The 15,048-nt window shown below is 68.7% G+C and carries 15 protein-coding genes and 1 pseudogene; 10 read left to right on the forward strand and 6 right to left on the reverse strand.

The window, feature by feature from the left end; all coding sequences use genetic code 11:
- Window positions 1–26: 26 nt before the first annotated feature.
- Entirely contained in the window at window positions 27–752 is a 726-nt protein-coding gene (locus tag ACWF0M_RS13510) for a DNA alkylation repair protein (RefSeq protein WP_452235931.1), read from the forward strand.
- Between the two features lie 9 nt (window positions 753–761).
- Here ACWF0M_RS13510 and ACWF0M_RS13515 read toward each other — a convergent pair whose 3' ends face one another.
- Both ACWF0M_RS13515 and ACWF0M_RS13520 read right to left on the reverse strand, forming a co-directional pair.
- Window positions 762–2,240, reverse strand: coding sequence for a DHA2 family efflux MFS transporter permease subunit (locus ACWF0M_RS13515; RefSeq protein ID WP_452235932.1), 1,479 nt, complete (start codon window positions 2,238–2,240; stop codon window positions 762–764).
- A 4-nt stretch (window positions 2,241–2,244) separates the two neighbouring features.
- On the reverse strand, window positions 2,245–3,018 hold the full coding sequence (locus ACWF0M_RS13520) for a hypothetical protein (RefSeq protein ID WP_452235933.1): 774 nt from the start codon (window positions 3,016–3,018) through the stop codon (window positions 2,245–2,247).
- 252 nt (window positions 3,019–3,270) lie between these two features.
- Here ACWF0M_RS13520 and ACWF0M_RS13525 point away from each other — a divergent pair, with 252 nt between their 5' ends.
- From ACWF0M_RS13525 to ACWF0M_RS13535, 3 genes are read left to right on the forward strand one after another with little or no spacing between them, the layout of a single operon-like run.
- Complete coding sequence (locus ACWF0M_RS13525) at window positions 3,271–4,065, forward strand: DUF4397 domain-containing protein (RefSeq protein WP_452235934.1); 795 nt, start codon at window positions 3,271–3,273, stop codon at window positions 4,063–4,065.
- Between the two features lie 38 nt (window positions 4,066–4,103).
- A complete protein-coding gene (locus tag ACWF0M_RS13530; RefSeq protein WP_452235935.1) occupies window positions 4,104–4,712 on the forward strand; it encodes a class F sortase in 609 nt (202 codons plus the stop codon).
- Window positions 4,713–4,723: 11 nt separating this feature from the next.
- Window positions 4,724–5,341, forward strand: a complete 618-nt coding sequence (locus tag ACWF0M_RS13535; RefSeq protein ID WP_452235936.1) for an L-threonylcarbamoyladenylate synthase — start codon at window positions 4,724–4,726, stop codon at window positions 5,339–5,341.
- A gap of 1 nt (window position 5,342) precedes the next feature.
- Here the strand turns inward: ACWF0M_RS13535 and ACWF0M_RS13540 are convergent, their stop codons facing one another.
- Entirely contained in the window at window positions 5,343–5,990 is a 648-nt protein-coding gene (locus ACWF0M_RS13540) for a nitroreductase family protein (protein WP_452235937.1), read from the reverse strand.
- 146 nt (window positions 5,991–6,136) lie between these two features.
- On the opposite strand from ACWF0M_RS13540, the pseudogene ACWF0M_RS13545 reads away from it, so the two are divergent.
- The 3 genes and pseudogenes from ACWF0M_RS13545 to ACWF0M_RS13555 all read left to right on the forward strand — a co-directional run.
- Window positions 6,137–6,229: pseudogene (locus ACWF0M_RS13545) on the forward strand (peptidoglycan-binding domain-containing protein); the annotation flags it as partial.
- A 48-nt stretch (window positions 6,230–6,277) separates the two neighbouring features.
- Complete coding sequence (locus ACWF0M_RS13550; RefSeq protein WP_452236099.1) at window positions 6,278–6,925, forward strand: penicillin-insensitive murein endopeptidase; 648 nt, start codon at window positions 6,278–6,280, stop codon at window positions 6,923–6,925.
- Window positions 6,926–6,938: 13 nt separating this feature from the next.
- Window positions 6,939–7,586: a nitroreductase family protein gene (locus tag ACWF0M_RS13555; RefSeq protein ID WP_452235938.1), complete on the forward strand. Its 648-nt coding sequence runs from the start codon at window positions 6,939–6,941 to the stop codon at window positions 7,584–7,586.
- On the opposite strand, the gene ACWF0M_RS13560 is transcribed toward ACWF0M_RS13555, so the two are convergent.
- On the reverse strand, window positions 7,587–8,078 hold the full coding sequence (locus ACWF0M_RS13560) for a DNA polymerase ligase N-terminal domain-containing protein (protein ID WP_452235939.1): 492 nt from the start codon (window positions 8,076–8,078) through the stop codon (window positions 7,587–7,589).
- 128 nt (window positions 8,079–8,206) lie between these two features.
- Here ACWF0M_RS13560 and ACWF0M_RS13565 point away from each other — a divergent pair, with 128 nt between their 5' ends.
- Entirely contained in the window at window positions 8,207–8,389 is a 183-nt protein-coding gene (locus tag ACWF0M_RS13565) for a hypothetical protein (RefSeq protein WP_452235940.1), read from the forward strand.
- Window positions 8,390–8,411: 22 nt separating this feature from the next.
- Here the strand turns inward: ACWF0M_RS13565 and ACWF0M_RS13570 are convergent, their stop codons facing one another.
- On the reverse strand, window positions 8,412–9,473 hold the full coding sequence (locus tag ACWF0M_RS13570; protein ID WP_452235941.1) for a serine hydrolase domain-containing protein: 1,062 nt from the start codon (window positions 9,471–9,473) through the stop codon (window positions 8,412–8,414).
- Between the two features lie 687 nt (window positions 9,474–10,160).
- The gene (locus tag ACWF0M_RS13575) at window positions 10,161–11,060 is read right to left on the reverse strand and encodes a TIGR03564 family F420-dependent LLM class oxidoreductase (RefSeq protein WP_452235942.1); all 900 of its coding nucleotides are present in this window, start codon (window positions 11,058–11,060) and stop codon (window positions 10,161–10,163) included.
- A gap of 88 nt (window positions 11,061–11,148) precedes the next feature.
- Between ACWF0M_RS13575 and ACWF0M_RS13580 the strand changes: the two genes are divergently transcribed.
- Both ACWF0M_RS13580 and ACWF0M_RS13585 read left to right on the forward strand, forming a co-directional pair.
- A complete protein-coding gene (locus ACWF0M_RS13580; protein WP_452235943.1) occupies window positions 11,149–12,000 on the forward strand; it encodes a LysR family transcriptional regulator in 852 nt (283 codons plus the stop codon).
- 285 nt (window positions 12,001–12,285) lie between these two features.
- Window positions 12,286–14,925, forward strand: a complete 2,640-nt coding sequence (locus tag ACWF0M_RS13585; RefSeq protein WP_452235944.1) for an MFS transporter — start codon at window positions 12,286–12,288, stop codon at window positions 14,923–14,925.
- The last annotated feature ends 123 nt before the right edge of the window (window positions 14,926–15,048 follow it).

Here is a 15,048-nt window from a genome sequence, read left to right on the forward strand (position 1 = left end):
CAGGGCGGCATGGGCGGGATGCTGCTGTGAGCACGGAGGAGCTGATCGGCGAAATTGACGCGGCCGCGGATCCTGCGGTCGCGGAGGTGCTCGCGCGCTACTTCCAGCTGCAGCCCGGCGGATACGGTCACGGCGACCGGATGATCGGCGTGAAGCTCTCGACGATCCGCGGCATCCTCAAGCCGTACCTGCGCGCCGGGCTCCCGCTGCCGGAACTGGAGCAGGCCCTGACCAGCCCGGTGCACGAGCATCGGCTGGCAATCCTCTGCCTGCTGGCCGAACGCGCGTCCCGCAGCCTCAAGCCGCGTACGGCGAACGCGCACGAGCTCACTGCGATCTACGAGCTGTACACGCGCAGTACGGCGTACATCAACAACTGGGATCTGGTGGACTGCAGCGCTCCCCAGATCGTCGGCGGGTACCTGCTCGACAAGCCGCGCGATCCCCTCTACACGCTGATCCGCTCCAACGAGCTCTGGGTACGACGGATCGCGCTGGTCGCCATGCAGTACCTGATCGGCCAGGGGCAGACCGCGGACACGTACAAGCTGGCCGCCGAGGTCCTCGACGACCCGGAGGACCTTGTCCACAAGGCCTCCGGCTGGATGTTGCGGGAAGCCGGAAAACGGGTTTCCGAGGACGAACTGCGCGCCTTCCTGGACCGGTACGCGACCCGGATGCCGCGCACCATGCTCCGCTACGCCATCGAACGCCTGGACCCGCGCAGCCGCGCCCACTACCTCAAAAGATAAGTCGACAAATCAGCTCGGTGTGCGGCTGTCGGCGTACGGCGGGGCCTCGAGCGCGCAGTGCGGGTGGTGGTGCACGACGTGGCGCCTGTGCGGTACGCCGCGATCGCCGAGGGTGACCCACGCGATCACGGCGCCGGCTGCCGCGAGGACCGCGGAGATCCACAACGCCTTCCCGAACCCGTTGTGGAAGGCAACGGGATCGCGGTACGCGTCGCCGGTGATGCCGGCCGCCATCGGGATCGCCGCGACCGCCATCAGCTGCGCCGACCGGGCGACCGCGTTGTTCACCCCGGACGCGATGCCCGCGTGGTGGTCCTCGACAGACGACAGCACCGTCGCGGTCAGCGGCGCCACGGTCGCAACCAGACCGAGCCCGAGCAGAACGACGGCGGGCAGTACGGCGGTGTAGTAGCTGGTGCCGGTGTTGATCCGCAGCATCAACAGGAACCCGCCGGCCATCAGGAGCGGCCCGACGGTCATCGGGATGCGCGGGCCGATCCGGTCCGCGAGGCCACCGGCGTACCCGGACAGGCCGAGCATCAGTACGGTCATCGGGAGCAGTGCGGCGCCGGCCCAGAGCGCTGAGTAGTGCAGCGCGGTCTGTAGGTAGACCACGACCAGGAACGTCGCCGTACCGAGGGCGCCGTACACGACAACGGTCACCAGGTTCGCGCCGGTGAAGCGGCGGTTGGCGAAGATGCTCATCGGCAGCATCGGGTGCGAGCTGCGCCGTTCGACCTCGATGAACCCGGCGAAGGCGACGACCCCGATCACCAGGCTGGTCAGCACGATCGCGTCGCCGAAACCGTGGTCGCCGGCGCTGATCAGGCCGTACGTGATGCCGGCGAGTCCGACGGTCGCGAGGACCGCGCCGTTGATGTCGAGCTTGCCGGCGGCCTCCTCGTCGCGGGTCTCCGGCACGTGCCGGAGCGTGACCAGAACGGTCGCCACAGCGAGCGGCACGTTGAGCAGGAAGATCAGCTGCCACGATCCGCTGTCGACCAGGCTGCCGCCGACGAACGGGCCGACGGCCGCGGCGACCGAGGTGAGACCGGACCAGGTGCCGACCGCCTTGCCGCGATCGGAGTGCTGGAACGTCGTCTGCAGGATGGCCAGGCTGCCCGGGGTCAGCAGTGCACCGCCGATGCCCTGCAGGACGCGACCCGCGATCATCACCTCGAGGTTCGGTGCGATCGCGCAGATGACGGAGGCCGCGGCGAACCAGATCACTCCGGCGACGAACGTCCGCCGTCGTCCGAGCCGGTCGCCGAGCGAACCGCTGAGCAGCACCAGCGACGCCAGCATCAGCATGTAGCCGTTCACGATCCACTGCAGACCGGCCATGTCGGCGTTCAGGTCCTCGCCCATCGCCGGCAGTGCGACGTTGACGACGGTTCCGTCCAGGAACGCCATACCCGATCCCAGCGCGGTCGCAGCCAGCACCCACCGGCCGCGCGCCGTACCCAGCGCGATCCGCTCATCACTCATGGGGTCAGCGTGGCAGATTCAGCTGCAGTACGACGAGGGCTTTGCCTGCCGGGATGGCGGGCCGGACCGTGAGGTTGGGCGGATCGCCGACAGCGCACCGGGGCTCGTCCAGCAACGGGCAGACCGCGTTCAGTAGTCCGCTGGTGACTGTGATGTCGGTCGGCAGGGCGCTCTCGGCGCTCGCGGTCAACGGACGGATGACGGCGGCGGCCCGGGTCGAGGGTGATGGCAATGGCGTGGCGCGCACCGTCGAGCCGGACAGCCGGTACGTCAGCTGGATCCTGGTGGCCCGGATGGTCAACGGAACGTTGTCGGCGGCGGTCATCGTGGTGGTTTCGAGCGGCACGGATTGGTCGTCGGCGAGCACCTTCAGATTCGTCACGTGTGGCGTCGTCCGCGCCATGATTCCGGGCAGGTGCTCACCGGGCGCCGGCAGTTGCAACGGCAGGATGTCCGTGGCAGTGGGCAATCGCACGTTCTCGATGATGTCGAACGAGCCGTCCGCGCGCGGTACCGCAGTGAGCCTGATCCCCGGCTTGGGTCCCTCGGTGCTCGGTGTGATCGTCGCCTGCGGGGTGGGGGTCCGCGCGGACGGAAGGGACGCGCTGATGCCCGGGCTCGGCGCAGCGGGAGCAACAGACCCGTCCGAGCAGGCGACGGTCGCGCTGTACCCCAGCGCCAGCGCGACCGCCGCCAGATATCGGGTCGTGGTACGCCGCGACTCCTCCACCCCCGATGTTCTGGCCGGGAGGAACCCGGGACGCCCACGTCCTGACACGACTCACCGCTCCCCCAAAAAACGGACCTGGCCGCAAAGAAGATTCGCAACCCCTGGCGACCAGGTAGAACTTCCGCATACGATACGCCCGAATTCGAGGGGTCGGGCGTTTGTTTCACGATTTTCCGTGAACTCCGAGGGGGAGACAAAATGCGGAGACGGAGCGTGTCCGGGCAATCCCGGGCGGTAGACAAGAATGTTTCGAGAATTCATGGTCCGGTAATTCGACGGGTCCTTCCGCTGTTACTCGCAGTGCTGATCGCGGCTGCTCCGGCACTACTCACGGTGCCCGCCGAGGCGGCCGCGGGCGCCAACCTGTACTTCGTCCAGGGCCTGCCCGGACGCACGCTGGACATCAGCGTCGACGGCCATCAGGTCGCCAGCGGAGTAGCCGGTGGGAAGGTGGTCGGGCCGTTCGGGGTAGCGGCCGGCAAGCGCATGATCACTGCCCGGCAGGACGGCAAGGTGGTGATCCAGCGCGCGGTGACGGCGGGTTCCGGTACGAGTCTTGACGTCGTCATTCATCAGCCGGTGTCGCCGACCGGAGGCCCGCTGATCACGACGTACGCCAACAAACTCACCTCGGTGGCGAAGGACAAAGGCGCATTGCGGGTCGCGCACGACGCGGCGGTCGGTCCGGCCGACATCCGGGTGAACGGAAAGGTGCTTTTCCAGAACGTCGCGAACGGTGAATCCCTGGACGTGGTTGTTCCGGCGGCCACCTACAAGGTCGAGATCGTGCCGACCGGTGCGACGACGCCGGTCGTGCTCGGTCCGCTGGATCTGCCGGTGCAGGCCGGATACCTGACCCGGGTGTTCGCGATCGGCGCGCCGAGTCAGAGCACGATGACCGTCGCGCTCGGCACGATCAAGGTTCCGGCCACCGGGTCGGCCAAGCCGGGTGTGGTGAACACCGGAACCGGCGGACAGGCGGCGGGGCTCGACCAGGCGCAGAGCCCCGCCGGCCAGTCCGGTCTCTGGATCGTGGTATTCCTCGCCGCGCTGGGGGTCGCGGTCGTCACCGGCCGGAAGGTGGTCCGTCGCTGAACCGGCGACTTATAGGTACGGCACTGTGCTGTCTCGCCTTGGCCGGCTGCTCGGCCGAGGCGGACGGCGCGGCGCCTACTCCCACGGCCACGGTCAGTTTCAAGTTCAGCGGTACGCCGTCAGCGGTCGAGCCGACCGCGCCGGTGTCCGCACCTCCGGGACGGGTCGGTACGCCGGCGCCGAGCCAACGCGTCCGTTTCGTTCCGGAACAGGTCGTGCTGCCCGGCAGAGCGAGCGCATCGGTGCTTCCGGCAACTACCGTCTCGGGTCAGCTCCAGGTGCCGGCCAAGGCGCAGCGGGTCGGCTGGTGGGACGGTGGCGCCGAGGCCGGCGATCCGTTCGGTTCGGTGGTGCTGGCCGGGCACGTCGACACGAAGACCGAGGGGCTCGGGTTCTTCGCCCGGTTGCTCGGCGTACGGCGCGGTGAGGTCGTCGTACTGAACGGGTCCGGGCATACGGCGTCGTACCGGGTCGTCTCGGTCGTGTCGGTCCGGAAGGACGCGCTTGCGACGAAGAGCGGCGCGTTCGACCAGACCACCGACCACCGGCTCGTGCTGATCACCTGCACGGGCGCGTACGACGCCTCACGCGGCGGCTACGAGGACAACTTGGTGGTGACCGCGCTGCCCATCGGCCTGGCCAAGTAGGCTCGGCCGTCATGGCCAGGTATTTCGACATCCATCCCGAGAACCCTCAGCGGCGGTCGATCGGGCAGGTGGTGGACCTGCTGCGTGAGGACGGGCTGATCGCGTACCCGACCGACTCGTGCTACGCGCTCGGCTGCCAGCTGGGCAACCGGGACGGAATCGACCGGATCCGCACGATCCGGCACCTGGACGACCGGCACCACTTCACGTTGGTGTGCGAGAACTTCGCGCAGCTGGGTCAGTTCGTGCACATCAGCAACGCGGTCTTCCGCTCGATCAAGGCGGCCACGCCGGGCAGCTACACGTTCATCCTGCCGGCCACCAAGGAGGTGCCGCGGCGGCTCCTGCACCCGAAGAAGAAGACCGTCGGTGTGCGCATTCCGGACCACGTGGTCACTCAGGCGCTGGTCGCCGAGCTGGGCGAGCCGCTGGTCTCCAGCACGCTGCTGCTGCCCGGCCAAGAGGAGCCGATGACGCAGGGCTGGGAGATCAAGGAAGAGCTCGACAACCAGATCGACGCGGTTATCGAGGGCGAGGCCGGCACCGACCCGACCACCGTCATCGACTTCTCCGAGGACGTCCCCGAGGTCGTCCGCGTCGGCTCCGGAGACCCAACCCCGTTCGAGTGACCTACCACCGGTCCCAGTGCAGCACCTGCTCGCGCGGGACCCGCTTGGCCGGCCGGAAGTCGGTCCCGATCGTGAACGCCAGCGGAATGAACGCCGCCAGCATGACCTGGTCGTAGGGAACGCGGAGGACTCCCGCGAGCTCACGTTCGAGCGGACCCTGCGCGGTGGTCCAGACCGTGCCGAGGCCACGTTCGCGGGCCGCGAGCATGAAGCTCCAGACGGCCGGCAGGATCGAGCCCCAGGTTCCGGACTGCTCGGTCGTGGAGGCCCGGTCGGTCCGTCCCTCGACGGCCGGGATCACGAACGCGGGCACCCGATGGATGTTGTCGGCCAGGTAGCGCAGGCTGTCGAACACCCGCTCGGTAGAACGAGCGTGATGGTTCATCCGCCGTACGTCGTCCGTGGTCAACGGCTGCCCCGGCGCCTGCGCGAGGGCCCGCCGGAAAATGCTCGCGACGGCCCGGCGCTGCGCGTCCTCGGTGACGACGAGGAAGTGCCAGCGCTGCCGGTTCCGCCCGGTCGGCGCCTGGGTGGCGAGGTCGACGCACTCCTCGATCAGGGTGCGCGGGACCGGCCGATCGAAGTCGAGCCGCTTCCGGACGGCGCGCGTCGTGGACAGCACGTCGTCGGCCGACAGGTTCAGAGCCATCGCCAAATCCTTCCACTAACAGATAGTCTGCTTCAGAACTATCTCACATCCTCTTGTCCCGTGGTAGCGAATGCCCGATGGTGGCGTATGTGCGTTAGTTAGTTACCTCACCCGCCCCGGAGGACGCCGGACAGTCCGTCGAAGCGGACGGGATGTTCGGCGCAACCACCGTGACCGCTGCGAAGGCGTTTCAGGCCGCCAAGGGTCTGGGCGTCGACGGGATTGTCGGACCGCAGACCTGGGGCGCGTTGGCGCCGACCGTCCGTTCCGGTGACAGCAACGCCGCTGTGAAGGCGCTGCAGGTCGAGCTGAACGCCAAGCGCCGCCTGAGCCTCCCGGTCGACGGTGTCTTCAGTACGGCGGTACGCGACGCGGTCGTGTCCTTCCAGTCGCACGCGGGGATCGGCGCGGACGGCGTCGTCGGTCCGATCACCTGGCGCAACCTGGCCTGGCACTACGACTACCCGGACTTCAGCGCGAACCTGTGCGACCAGGACCCGGACGGCAACGGTACGGCGGCCAACTGGGCTGCTGCTGCACCCATAGCGCAGCTGGAAGCCGCAGCACGCTCCTTTGCGAGCACTGGTCAGGGCAAGGTCCCGTACGGCGACGCGGGGTTCGAGCACGGTGGTGACACCCCGGGCCACGCCAGCCACGATAACGGGATGGACATCGACATCTGGCCGATCCGTACCGACAACGCCCAGTGCACCGCGGGCCGGATCACTTGGGAGTCCTCGACGTACGACCGGGCTGCTACTCGTCAGCTCATCCAGGCTGTTCGTGCCGCAGCACCGGGGCACGTGAAGTACATCTGGTTCAACGACCCGACCCTGATCAGCGAGGGCCTGACGCAGAACTGGCCGGCCCACGACAACCACCTGCACGTCCGGTACTGCGAGAAGGTCCACCCGAACAGCACCTACGTCTGCTGACACACTGCTCCGTGTGACCTACACACTCGACCTGAACCCCGACGAGTTGCTGACAACGACTCGTACCGTCCGCAAGCGGCTCGACCTCGAGCGGCGGGTGCCGATGGAGCTGATCCGGGAGTGCATCGAGATCGCGTTGCAGGGCCCGTCGGGGAGCAACCGGCAGACGTGGCACTGGCTGGTGATCACAGACGCTTCGAAGCGCGCTGCGGTGGGTGAGTACTACCGGCGCGCTGTCGAGTCGTACCTGGCCGGCCCGGGTGCGGCCGGAAAGCTCCACGCCGACGACCCCGAGCGTGGTCCGGTGCAGCGCCGAGTCGGTGACAGCGTCGCCTACCTGGGTGAGCGGATGGGGGAGGTGCCGGTGCTGGTCATCCCCTGTCTGCAGGCGCGAAACCTGCCGGCTGGGAACCAGTCCGGGCTGTGGGGCTCGATCCTGCCGTCGGCGTGGAGCTACATGCTCGCGGCGCGTGCGCGCGGCCTCGGTACGGCGTGGACGACGCTCCACCTGACCTACGAGCAGGAGGTGTCCGAGCTGCTCGGCCTGCCCGAGGACATCCGGCAGACGGTACTGATCCCGACGGCGTACTCGATCGGCACGAACTTCAAGCCGGCGCCCCGGCAGCCGCTCGACGACGTGCTGCACATCGACGGCTGGTGATCAGGACGCGGCCATCTCCTCGATGGTGAGGCCGCTCAGGACCGAGCGGGGCTCCGCGACGGTCAGGTCCAGACTCGGATCGGCGTCCGCGTCCTTCACCTTGACCAGCAGCCAGTCGCCGCCGGTGCGGGTGAAGGCCCAGGCCCCGTTCAGCTTCACGCCGTGCAGTTGCACCTTCAAGTGCCCGCGCTCGATCGCCTCGGCCGGGTCGACCAGCTGCCGCCGGTCGTCGCGGGTGAGGTTCGTGTAGACGCCGGCGTCCCACACGATCACCGCGCCACTGCCGTACTGCGCATCGCGGTGCACACCTTCGTACGACGCGTACTCGAGATCGTGGTCCGACGTGAACACCGCGAGCCGCTTCACGATCGGATCCAGCGACGGCCCGCGCGGAACCGCCCACGACTTCAACACCCCGTCCACCTCGAGCCGCACGTCGTAATGCAGCCGCCGCGCATCGTGTAGTTGAACGACGAAGATCGGCTTGGACATCGGGCTCCCTGACGAATTTTAGTTACCGCTAACGGTCTGTCATGTCGCGGTTGTACGCTTGCGACTGGTTGGGAAACCGGCCCCACAAACTTCCTCCATCATCCGCCCCTGTCCCTAAGCAGGTGCCCATGTCCGTAGCCTCTTCGACGGCGCGGCCGATCGCCGTCCAGATCCGCATCGGCGGACGCTGGATCGCGGGCCAGGAGCTGGGTCGCCGGACCGGGACGGCCGGGACCGACGAGGTTCTCGTCAGTCACCACGGCCATCTCGTCTGGATCGACCAGAGTTCCGTGCGCGAGTCCCGAAGCTGAATCCCCTTACAGGTAAGGCTTTTCAGCAAAGAGTTTTCGCAACCAGGTTACCGATCTCGACCGCCGACCCTGACCCGGTCGGGTCGTACAGCGTCCTGGTCAGCGCGAACGTGACCCCTGACCGCGTGTCCGCCCAGGCCACGCTCCCACCCATGCCCGGCCATCCGAACGACGCCGGGCTCTCCGCCGCGGTCGACCCCAGCCGGCCGATCGCGTAGCCGAGCGCCATCGTCGCCGGGTTGCCGAGCAGTTCGTCCTGTGCGACCAGCGCCGGTCCGGTGATCACCGGGACCGCTTCCGGCCGGACCAGCCGGACCCCGTCCACCTCGCCGATCAATCCGGCGTACAGCTTGGCGATTCCACGAGCATTGAGGATTCCGCTCGACGGATCCTCGATCGCGAGCTGCTCAGGCCGGTTCAGTACGGCGGCCCGCGGCTGCATCGCCCGCGGTACGACCTGCTCGAACATTCCGGCCAGCGTCGCGAACGTCTCCTCGGCGCCCTCAGGCTCCACGAGTTCGGCGAGCCGATGCCGCTGATCCACAGGCAGCGCGAAGAATACGTTTTCCTGCAGGCCGAGCGGGGTCACGATGTCCCGCAGTACATCGGAGATCGTCCGGCCCGTCGCGCGCCGGACGATCTCCCCGACGAGCAGGCCGAAGGTCTCCGCGTGGTACGTCATCTTCGTGCCCGGTTCCCACCAGGGCTTCGCCGCGGCCAGGCGCTCTGCTTGTTCGGGGAGCGTTTTCCGGGTTGTGCCGGGCGGTAGCGCAGGCAGGCCGACGGAATGCGTCAGCACGTGCCGCAGCGTCGCCCTTTCCTTCCCGCGCGCGCCGAACTCGGGCCAGACCTCGACGATCGGCCGGTCGTAGTCGAGTACGCCCCGATCCACCAGCACGTTGGCGACCGTCGCGGACGCACCCTTGCCAGTGGAGGCGGCGAAGTACAGCGTCTCCGAAGTCACGCCGTCGCCGGCCACCGCGTCCACGACGAGCTCGCCGTGCCGATACACCGCGACCTGCAGCCCGAGCTCCCTCTCCACCAGCTCGTCGACCCGCCGCTGCACCACATCCTGAAGCTCCATACAGCTACGTCGGCGCTACGGCGAGATGTTCGACATCACCTGAGGCATGAACAGGCAGCTTGGCACGATCTGCAGCTCGACAGGATGTGTCGAGTGAACAGGTAGTGCACCTGAGCGCGAACGCACCCGCGCGTACACCGTCCCACCGGTGCACTACCTGTCGAGCGTGCCCATCCCACCGCCACCAGCACCCAGCCGCTCGGTTTCCGTCCACAGCTCACTGCCATGCCGCCACCAACCCGACCACCCAGCGGGCTCCCCCGGCCGGTCAGCCTCGTGCCAGCCCGCCTGCAGATGACCACTAGCGGGTTATGTCGCCGCTGGCCTGCTGTTTCCCGCCATCGGACACATAACCCGCCAGCCGGCACCACACCCACCCACCCGTCCGACAGGAGAACGGATATCCCCTGGTGTTGTGGGTTCTCCCCTCTAGTACCAACGGAGAAGCCACAACACCGCCGGATATCCCCTCGTGTGCGGGGGCTCGTCGCCCCGGTCGAGGCCGGTGGGACGGACCGGGCGGCGCAAGCGGGGTGCGGTGGTGCGGGCGGGCGGGTGGTGCGGGCGGGCGGTGGTGCGGGCGGTGGTGCGTGCGGGCGGGCGGTGGTGCGGGCGGTGGTGCGTGCGGGCGGGCGGTGGTGCGGGCGGTGGTGCGGGTGGTCGTGTGGGTGGTCGTGTGGGTGGTGGTCAGACGTAGTTGTGGGCGAATTGGATTGTGCGGGCTTGCTCTGCGGCTGTTCCGACTGGGCAGATCAGGAACTCTGTCGTGCCGGCGTCGGCGAATCGCTGGAGTTCCTTCGCCACCGTTTCCTCGTCGCCGAGGACTGCGGTGTCCTCCGGGCCTGCTTTGCCGCCGCGGTCCAGGACGGCGCGGTACGCCGGCATGTCGCCGGCTGCTCCGAACTGGTCGTGGATCCAGCGCCGCGTCGTGTCCGGGTTGTCCGTGACCGCGACGCAGACGCCCGCGATCACCTGTGGCTCGGGCCGTCCGGCTGCGGTTGCGGCGCGGTCGATCGTGGGGCGGATGAAGTTCTCGATCACCTCGGGACCCGCCCAGCTGGTCGTTGTACCGGCGGTCAGTTCGCCGGCCGTCTTCAGCATCCGCGGACCGAGCGCGGCCAGGATGAGTTCGGGCGTCTCGGCGCCGGCGATGGCGACCTGCCCGCGGGCGGTCAGCCGTTCGCCCACGTAGTCGGTGGGCTCACCAGCGAGCAGTGGGCCGAGCGCCTCGACGTATTCGCGGACGTACGCCGCCGGGCGGTCCATCGACAGGCCGAGCATGCCCTCGACCATGTGCGGATGGCTCGAGCCGACCCCGAGCGTCAACCGGTTGCCGGTCAGTACCTGAACGCTGAGGGCCTGCGCAGCGAGCGCCAGCGGATGCCGCGGGTACACGGGCACGACGCCGACGGCGTACTCGATGGTCGAGGTGTACGGCGCGACGCCCGCGATCAGCGTCAGCGCGTCCCAGCCGAGCCGCTGACTGAACCAGATCCGGTCGATGCCGGCGTCTTCGGCGGCCTTCGCGGCGGCGCCGATCTCGTCGATGGTCTGGCCTTCTTCGTCGATCCACAGTCCGATCCTCATGTCCACCAGTCAACGGGTCCGGAGGCCGCCGACCCAGACGCAGTTACGCTGTGCAGCGATAAGGGATCGTGATCGCCGGAGGTGTCCGATGGAGCTGCGGCAACTGCGGTACTTCGTGACCGTGGCCGAGGAACTGCACTTCGGTCGCGCGGCCGAGCGGCTGAACATCGTGCAACCGGCCGTCAGCCAGCAGGTCGCCCGGCTCGAACGCGAACTCGGTCTGCAGCTCCTCGACCGGTCCTCGCGGCACGTCCGGCTGACCGGCGACGGGGAGCGGATGCTGCGCGAGGCGCGCGCAGTCCTGTCCGCTGCGGATCGGGCCGGTGAGGTCGCCGCGGAGCTTGCTTCCGGGCGTTCCGGCGTACTGCGGATCGGCACGGCGCCGGGGCTCCGGGACCGGTTGGAGCGTGGGCTTGCTGCGTTGCGAGCGCAGACGCCGGATCTCGACCTCAGACTCACTTCGGGCTCTACTGCCGAATATCTCGCGGCGTTGCGGGCCGGCGAGCTGGACTTCGCGTTCGTCCGCGGTGAGGTGGTTGCCGCCGACCTGCGGGTGATCGAGCTCTGGCGCGATCCGCTGTCTGTGCTGGTGCCGGCGTCGTACCGTCGCGACGACGGCGTCAAACTGATCGACCTCGCGGACCTGCCGCTCCGGCTGCCGTCCGACCAGTGGTTGCGGGATGAGCTGACCGCCGCCTGTCGGGCCGCTGGTTTCGAGCCGAAGATGGGCCGGCCGGCGGACGATCTCGAGGCCGCGATCGTCGAGATGGCGACCGGATCGCCTGCCTGGACAGTCGTCTACGGCACGGCGTGTGAGGCCGCCGAGGGTGCGCTCTGGATGGGGCCGTTCGCGTCGCCGCTGAGCGCACCGGGGCAGTTGGTCGTCGGACCGGGGCCGACCGCCGAGTGCGTCGACGTACTGGTGGCCGCATTTGCATGAGGACCTCCGGCGGGCCCTGACAGCTCCGCCGGAGGCCGGGTGTTGATTACTCAACAAGCACCGGATCGTACGTGGGAAATCGCGTTCCGAGGAGGGTCCGTCTCATAATGCGCCGATCAGGCGTTTGATGGCTCCCGGTGAACGGTCGCTGACAGCGCGGGATTAAAGTTGGTAGTTGCAACCAAATAGTCAGGTCGGGTGAGGGCATCGCCGGCCGCTTCCGCCTCGGAGCAGCACACCCCGCTGCTCCGGTCGTCGCGTTCCCGCAGTACGAAACGGAAGCTGATGTCTGCCACCAAGGCCTCGCCGGCCACACCTGCCGCCGGCTCCACACCGACCCGGTACCGCTCGCGGTACGCCGACGACGACCCCGCCCCGCCCGCGCCGCCGTCGGCCGGCCCACCTGCCGGCCCACCTGCCGGCCCACCTGCCGGCCCACCTGCCGGCTCAGCTGCCGGCGACCCGGAGCTCTCGCACCGCGAGATCCTGGAGATCCTCGCCGGGCTGCTCGCCGCGCTGTTCACCGCGGTCCTGAGCTCGACGATCGTCAGCAACGCGCTGCCGACGATCATCGCGGACCTCGAAGGGACCCAGACGCAGTACACGTGGGTGGTCACCGCCAGCCTGCTCGCGATGACCGTGTCCACGCCGGTCTGGGGCAAGCTGTCCGACCTGATGAGCAAGAAGCTGCTCGTGCAGCTCGCGATCATCATGTTCGTGACCGGCTCCGTGCTGGCCGGCGCCTCGCAGAATGTGCCGTTCCTGATCGGTGCGCGGGTCGTGCAGGGGATCGCGATGGGCGGGCTGATGGCGCTCGCGCAAGCGATCATCGGGGCCGCGATCCCACCCCGGTCGCGCGGTCGGTACTCGGGCTACATGGGTGCCGTGATGGCGCTCGCGACCGTCAGCGGTCCGCTGGTCGGCGGGGTCATCGTCGACACCTCGTGGCTCGGGTGGCGCTGGTGCTTCTACGTGTGCGTGCCGCTCGCCGTACTGTCGTTGATCGTCCTGCAGCGGTTCCTGCACCTGCCGGTGGTGAAGCGCAAGGTCAAGATGGACTACCTCGGCGCGCTGCTGATCGCGGGCGCGGCCAGCCTGCCGCTGATCTGGGTCTCGTTCGCGGGCGAGCACTTCCCGTGGTGGTCGTGGCAGACCGGTGCCTATCTCGGCGGTACGGCGGTACTCGCGATCCTGGCCGTGGTGGTCGAGACGCACGCGACCGAGCCGCTCGTGCCGATGCGCGTCGTCCGGGAACGTACGACGGCGCTGGCGATCCTCGCGAGCGTGGCGGTCGGGATGGGGATGTTCGGGAGCGCGGTGTTCCTGGGGCAGTACTTCCAGGTCGCCCGCGGGTACAGCGCGACCGAGGCCGGGTTGCTGACTATCCCGATGATGCTCGGGTCGTTCTTCGGATCGGTCGGGTCGGGGCAGTTGATCACCCGGTTCGGGAAGTGGAAGCGGTACCTGGTGATCGGCGCGTTGTTCCTGACCGCGGGGCTCGGGCTGCTCGGGACGATCGACCACACGTCGCCGTACTGGTATGTCGGCCTCGGGATGCTTGCCATGGGCATCGGGATGGGCATGACGATGCAGAACCTGGTGCTCGCGGTGCAGAACACCGTGGACGTCAGCGAGGTCGGGGCCGCTAGCGCGTCAGTCACGTTCTTCCGGAGCCTGGGTGGTGCGGTTGGTGTGTCGGTGCTGGGGGCGATCCTGGCTACGCGGGTTACTGATTTGATTACCGAGCATCTGCGTGAGCTCGGTCCTGGAGCCGCGGCTGCGGCGCAGGGCGGGTCGGGGAGTTTGCTGGACGTGAACTCGCTGCCGGGGCCGGTCCAGGAGATCGTGCGGCACGCGTACGGCGACGCAACCGGCCGAATCTTCGTGATCGCGGCGGGGGCTGCTGCGGTGAGCTTCCTCGCGGTCCTGTTCATCCGCGAAGTCCCCCTCCGCCAAACCGTCGCCATACGCACCTCAACCGAAGGCACAGGCGATGGCGCGAGCGAAGGCGTGGCCGGCGCGACTGGTGTCGGCGGAGCGGGCAACGGTGCGACTGGTGCGGGCGCAGTTGGTGGTGTCGCGGGTGACGGCGTGGGCGGGGATGGCGCGGGTGGTGGGGTTGCTGACGGTGCGGGTGGCTTGCGTGGTCCGGCGTACCGGGAGACGGTGGACGATCCGGCTGAGCGGGCTGCGGTGGTTGCGCTTGATGTGATTACCTCGGCGGAGCGTACGGCGCGTGAACGCGAGCGGGAGGCCAGCGAACGGGTTCAGGCCGCCGCGAACACGATCCGGCAGATGCGGACCGACGTCGCGGACCTGTTCACCCGCGTGGACCAACAGATCGCCGACCTCGAGGGCACCCTCCCGGACGCGATCCCGCAGCCGGCCGCGGCGATCCTCGACGCCCACCGTCCCGCAGGCGAACTGGTCGACGAACTCCGCCGGTACGAACTCAGCGTCCTCAGCGCCAGCCAACGCACCGCCGATCACCTCCGCGAAACCGCCCGCACCGAAGCCGACCACCTCCGCGGCACCGCGCGCGCCGAAGCCGACCACCTCCGGGGAACGGCCCAGGCCGAGGCCGACCAGCTCCTGTCCGAGGCCCGCGCCGAGGAACACGAAATCCGCACCCGCATCACCGAACTGGAAGCCGTAGAACACCGCCTCCTGGCCGCAGTCCGCGACAACCTCTCCAACACCCCACCTCCACTTGCCCACGAACCCGACTCATCCACCCAGGCGCCGGCGCAGGAAACTGCCCCACCCAGCCACGCACCGGCGTACGAAACGGCCCGGCCCACTCACCCCACCAGCCCGTCCGCGCATCAAACCCACCCACCGACCCACGGACCGGCAAGTCACGAGGCGGCGTCCTCCGGCAACGGCTATCCCGAGGAACTCCACAACCGCCAACCCTTCGGCTGATCCGCAGGTCGGGTTGTTGCCGAGTCGTGGAGAACGGTTCCGGCCGCACTCGGCGAGTCGTGGGAATCGGTTGTCCCAGGCAGCCCATATCCACGACTCGGCGAGCGAGCACCCGGTAGGGGG

It is taken from the genome of Kribbella sp. NPDC055110 (assembly GCF_053607525.1).

Coding starts and splice junctions, on each gene's coding strand:
- ACWF0M_RS13565 (WP_452235940.1), top strand. CDS start 8,207: ATGTCCGTAGCCTCTTCGACGGCGCGGCCGATCGCCGTCCAGATCCGC.
- ACWF0M_RS13585 (WP_452235944.1), top strand. CDS start 12,286: ATGTCTGCCACCAAGGCCTCGCCGGCCACACCTGCCGCCGGCTCCACA.
- ACWF0M_RS13515 (WP_452235932.1), bottom strand. CDS start 2,240: ATGAGTGATGAGCGGATCGCGCTGGGTACGGCGCGCGGCCGGTGGGTG.
- ACWF0M_RS13535 (WP_452235936.1), top strand. CDS start 4,724: ATGGCCAGGTATTTCGACATCCATCCCGAGAACCCTCAGCGGCGGTCG.
- ACWF0M_RS13540 (WP_452235937.1), bottom strand. CDS start 5,990: ATGGCTCTGAACCTGTCGGCCGACGACGTGCTGTCCACGACGCGCGCC.
- ACWF0M_RS13570 (WP_452235941.1), bottom strand. CDS start 9,473: ATGGAGCTTCAGGATGTGGTGCAGCGGCGGGTCGACGAGCTGGTGGAG.
- ACWF0M_RS13580 (WP_452235943.1), top strand. CDS start 11,149: ATGGAGCTGCGGCAACTGCGGTACTTCGTGACCGTGGCCGAGGAACTG.
- ACWF0M_RS13560 (WP_452235939.1), bottom strand. CDS start 8,078: ATGTCCAAGCCGATCTTCGTCGTTCAACTACACGATGCGCGGCGGCTG.
- ACWF0M_RS13575 (WP_452235942.1), bottom strand. CDS start 11,060: ATGAGGATCGGACTGTGGATCGACGAAGAAGGCCAGACCATCGACGAG.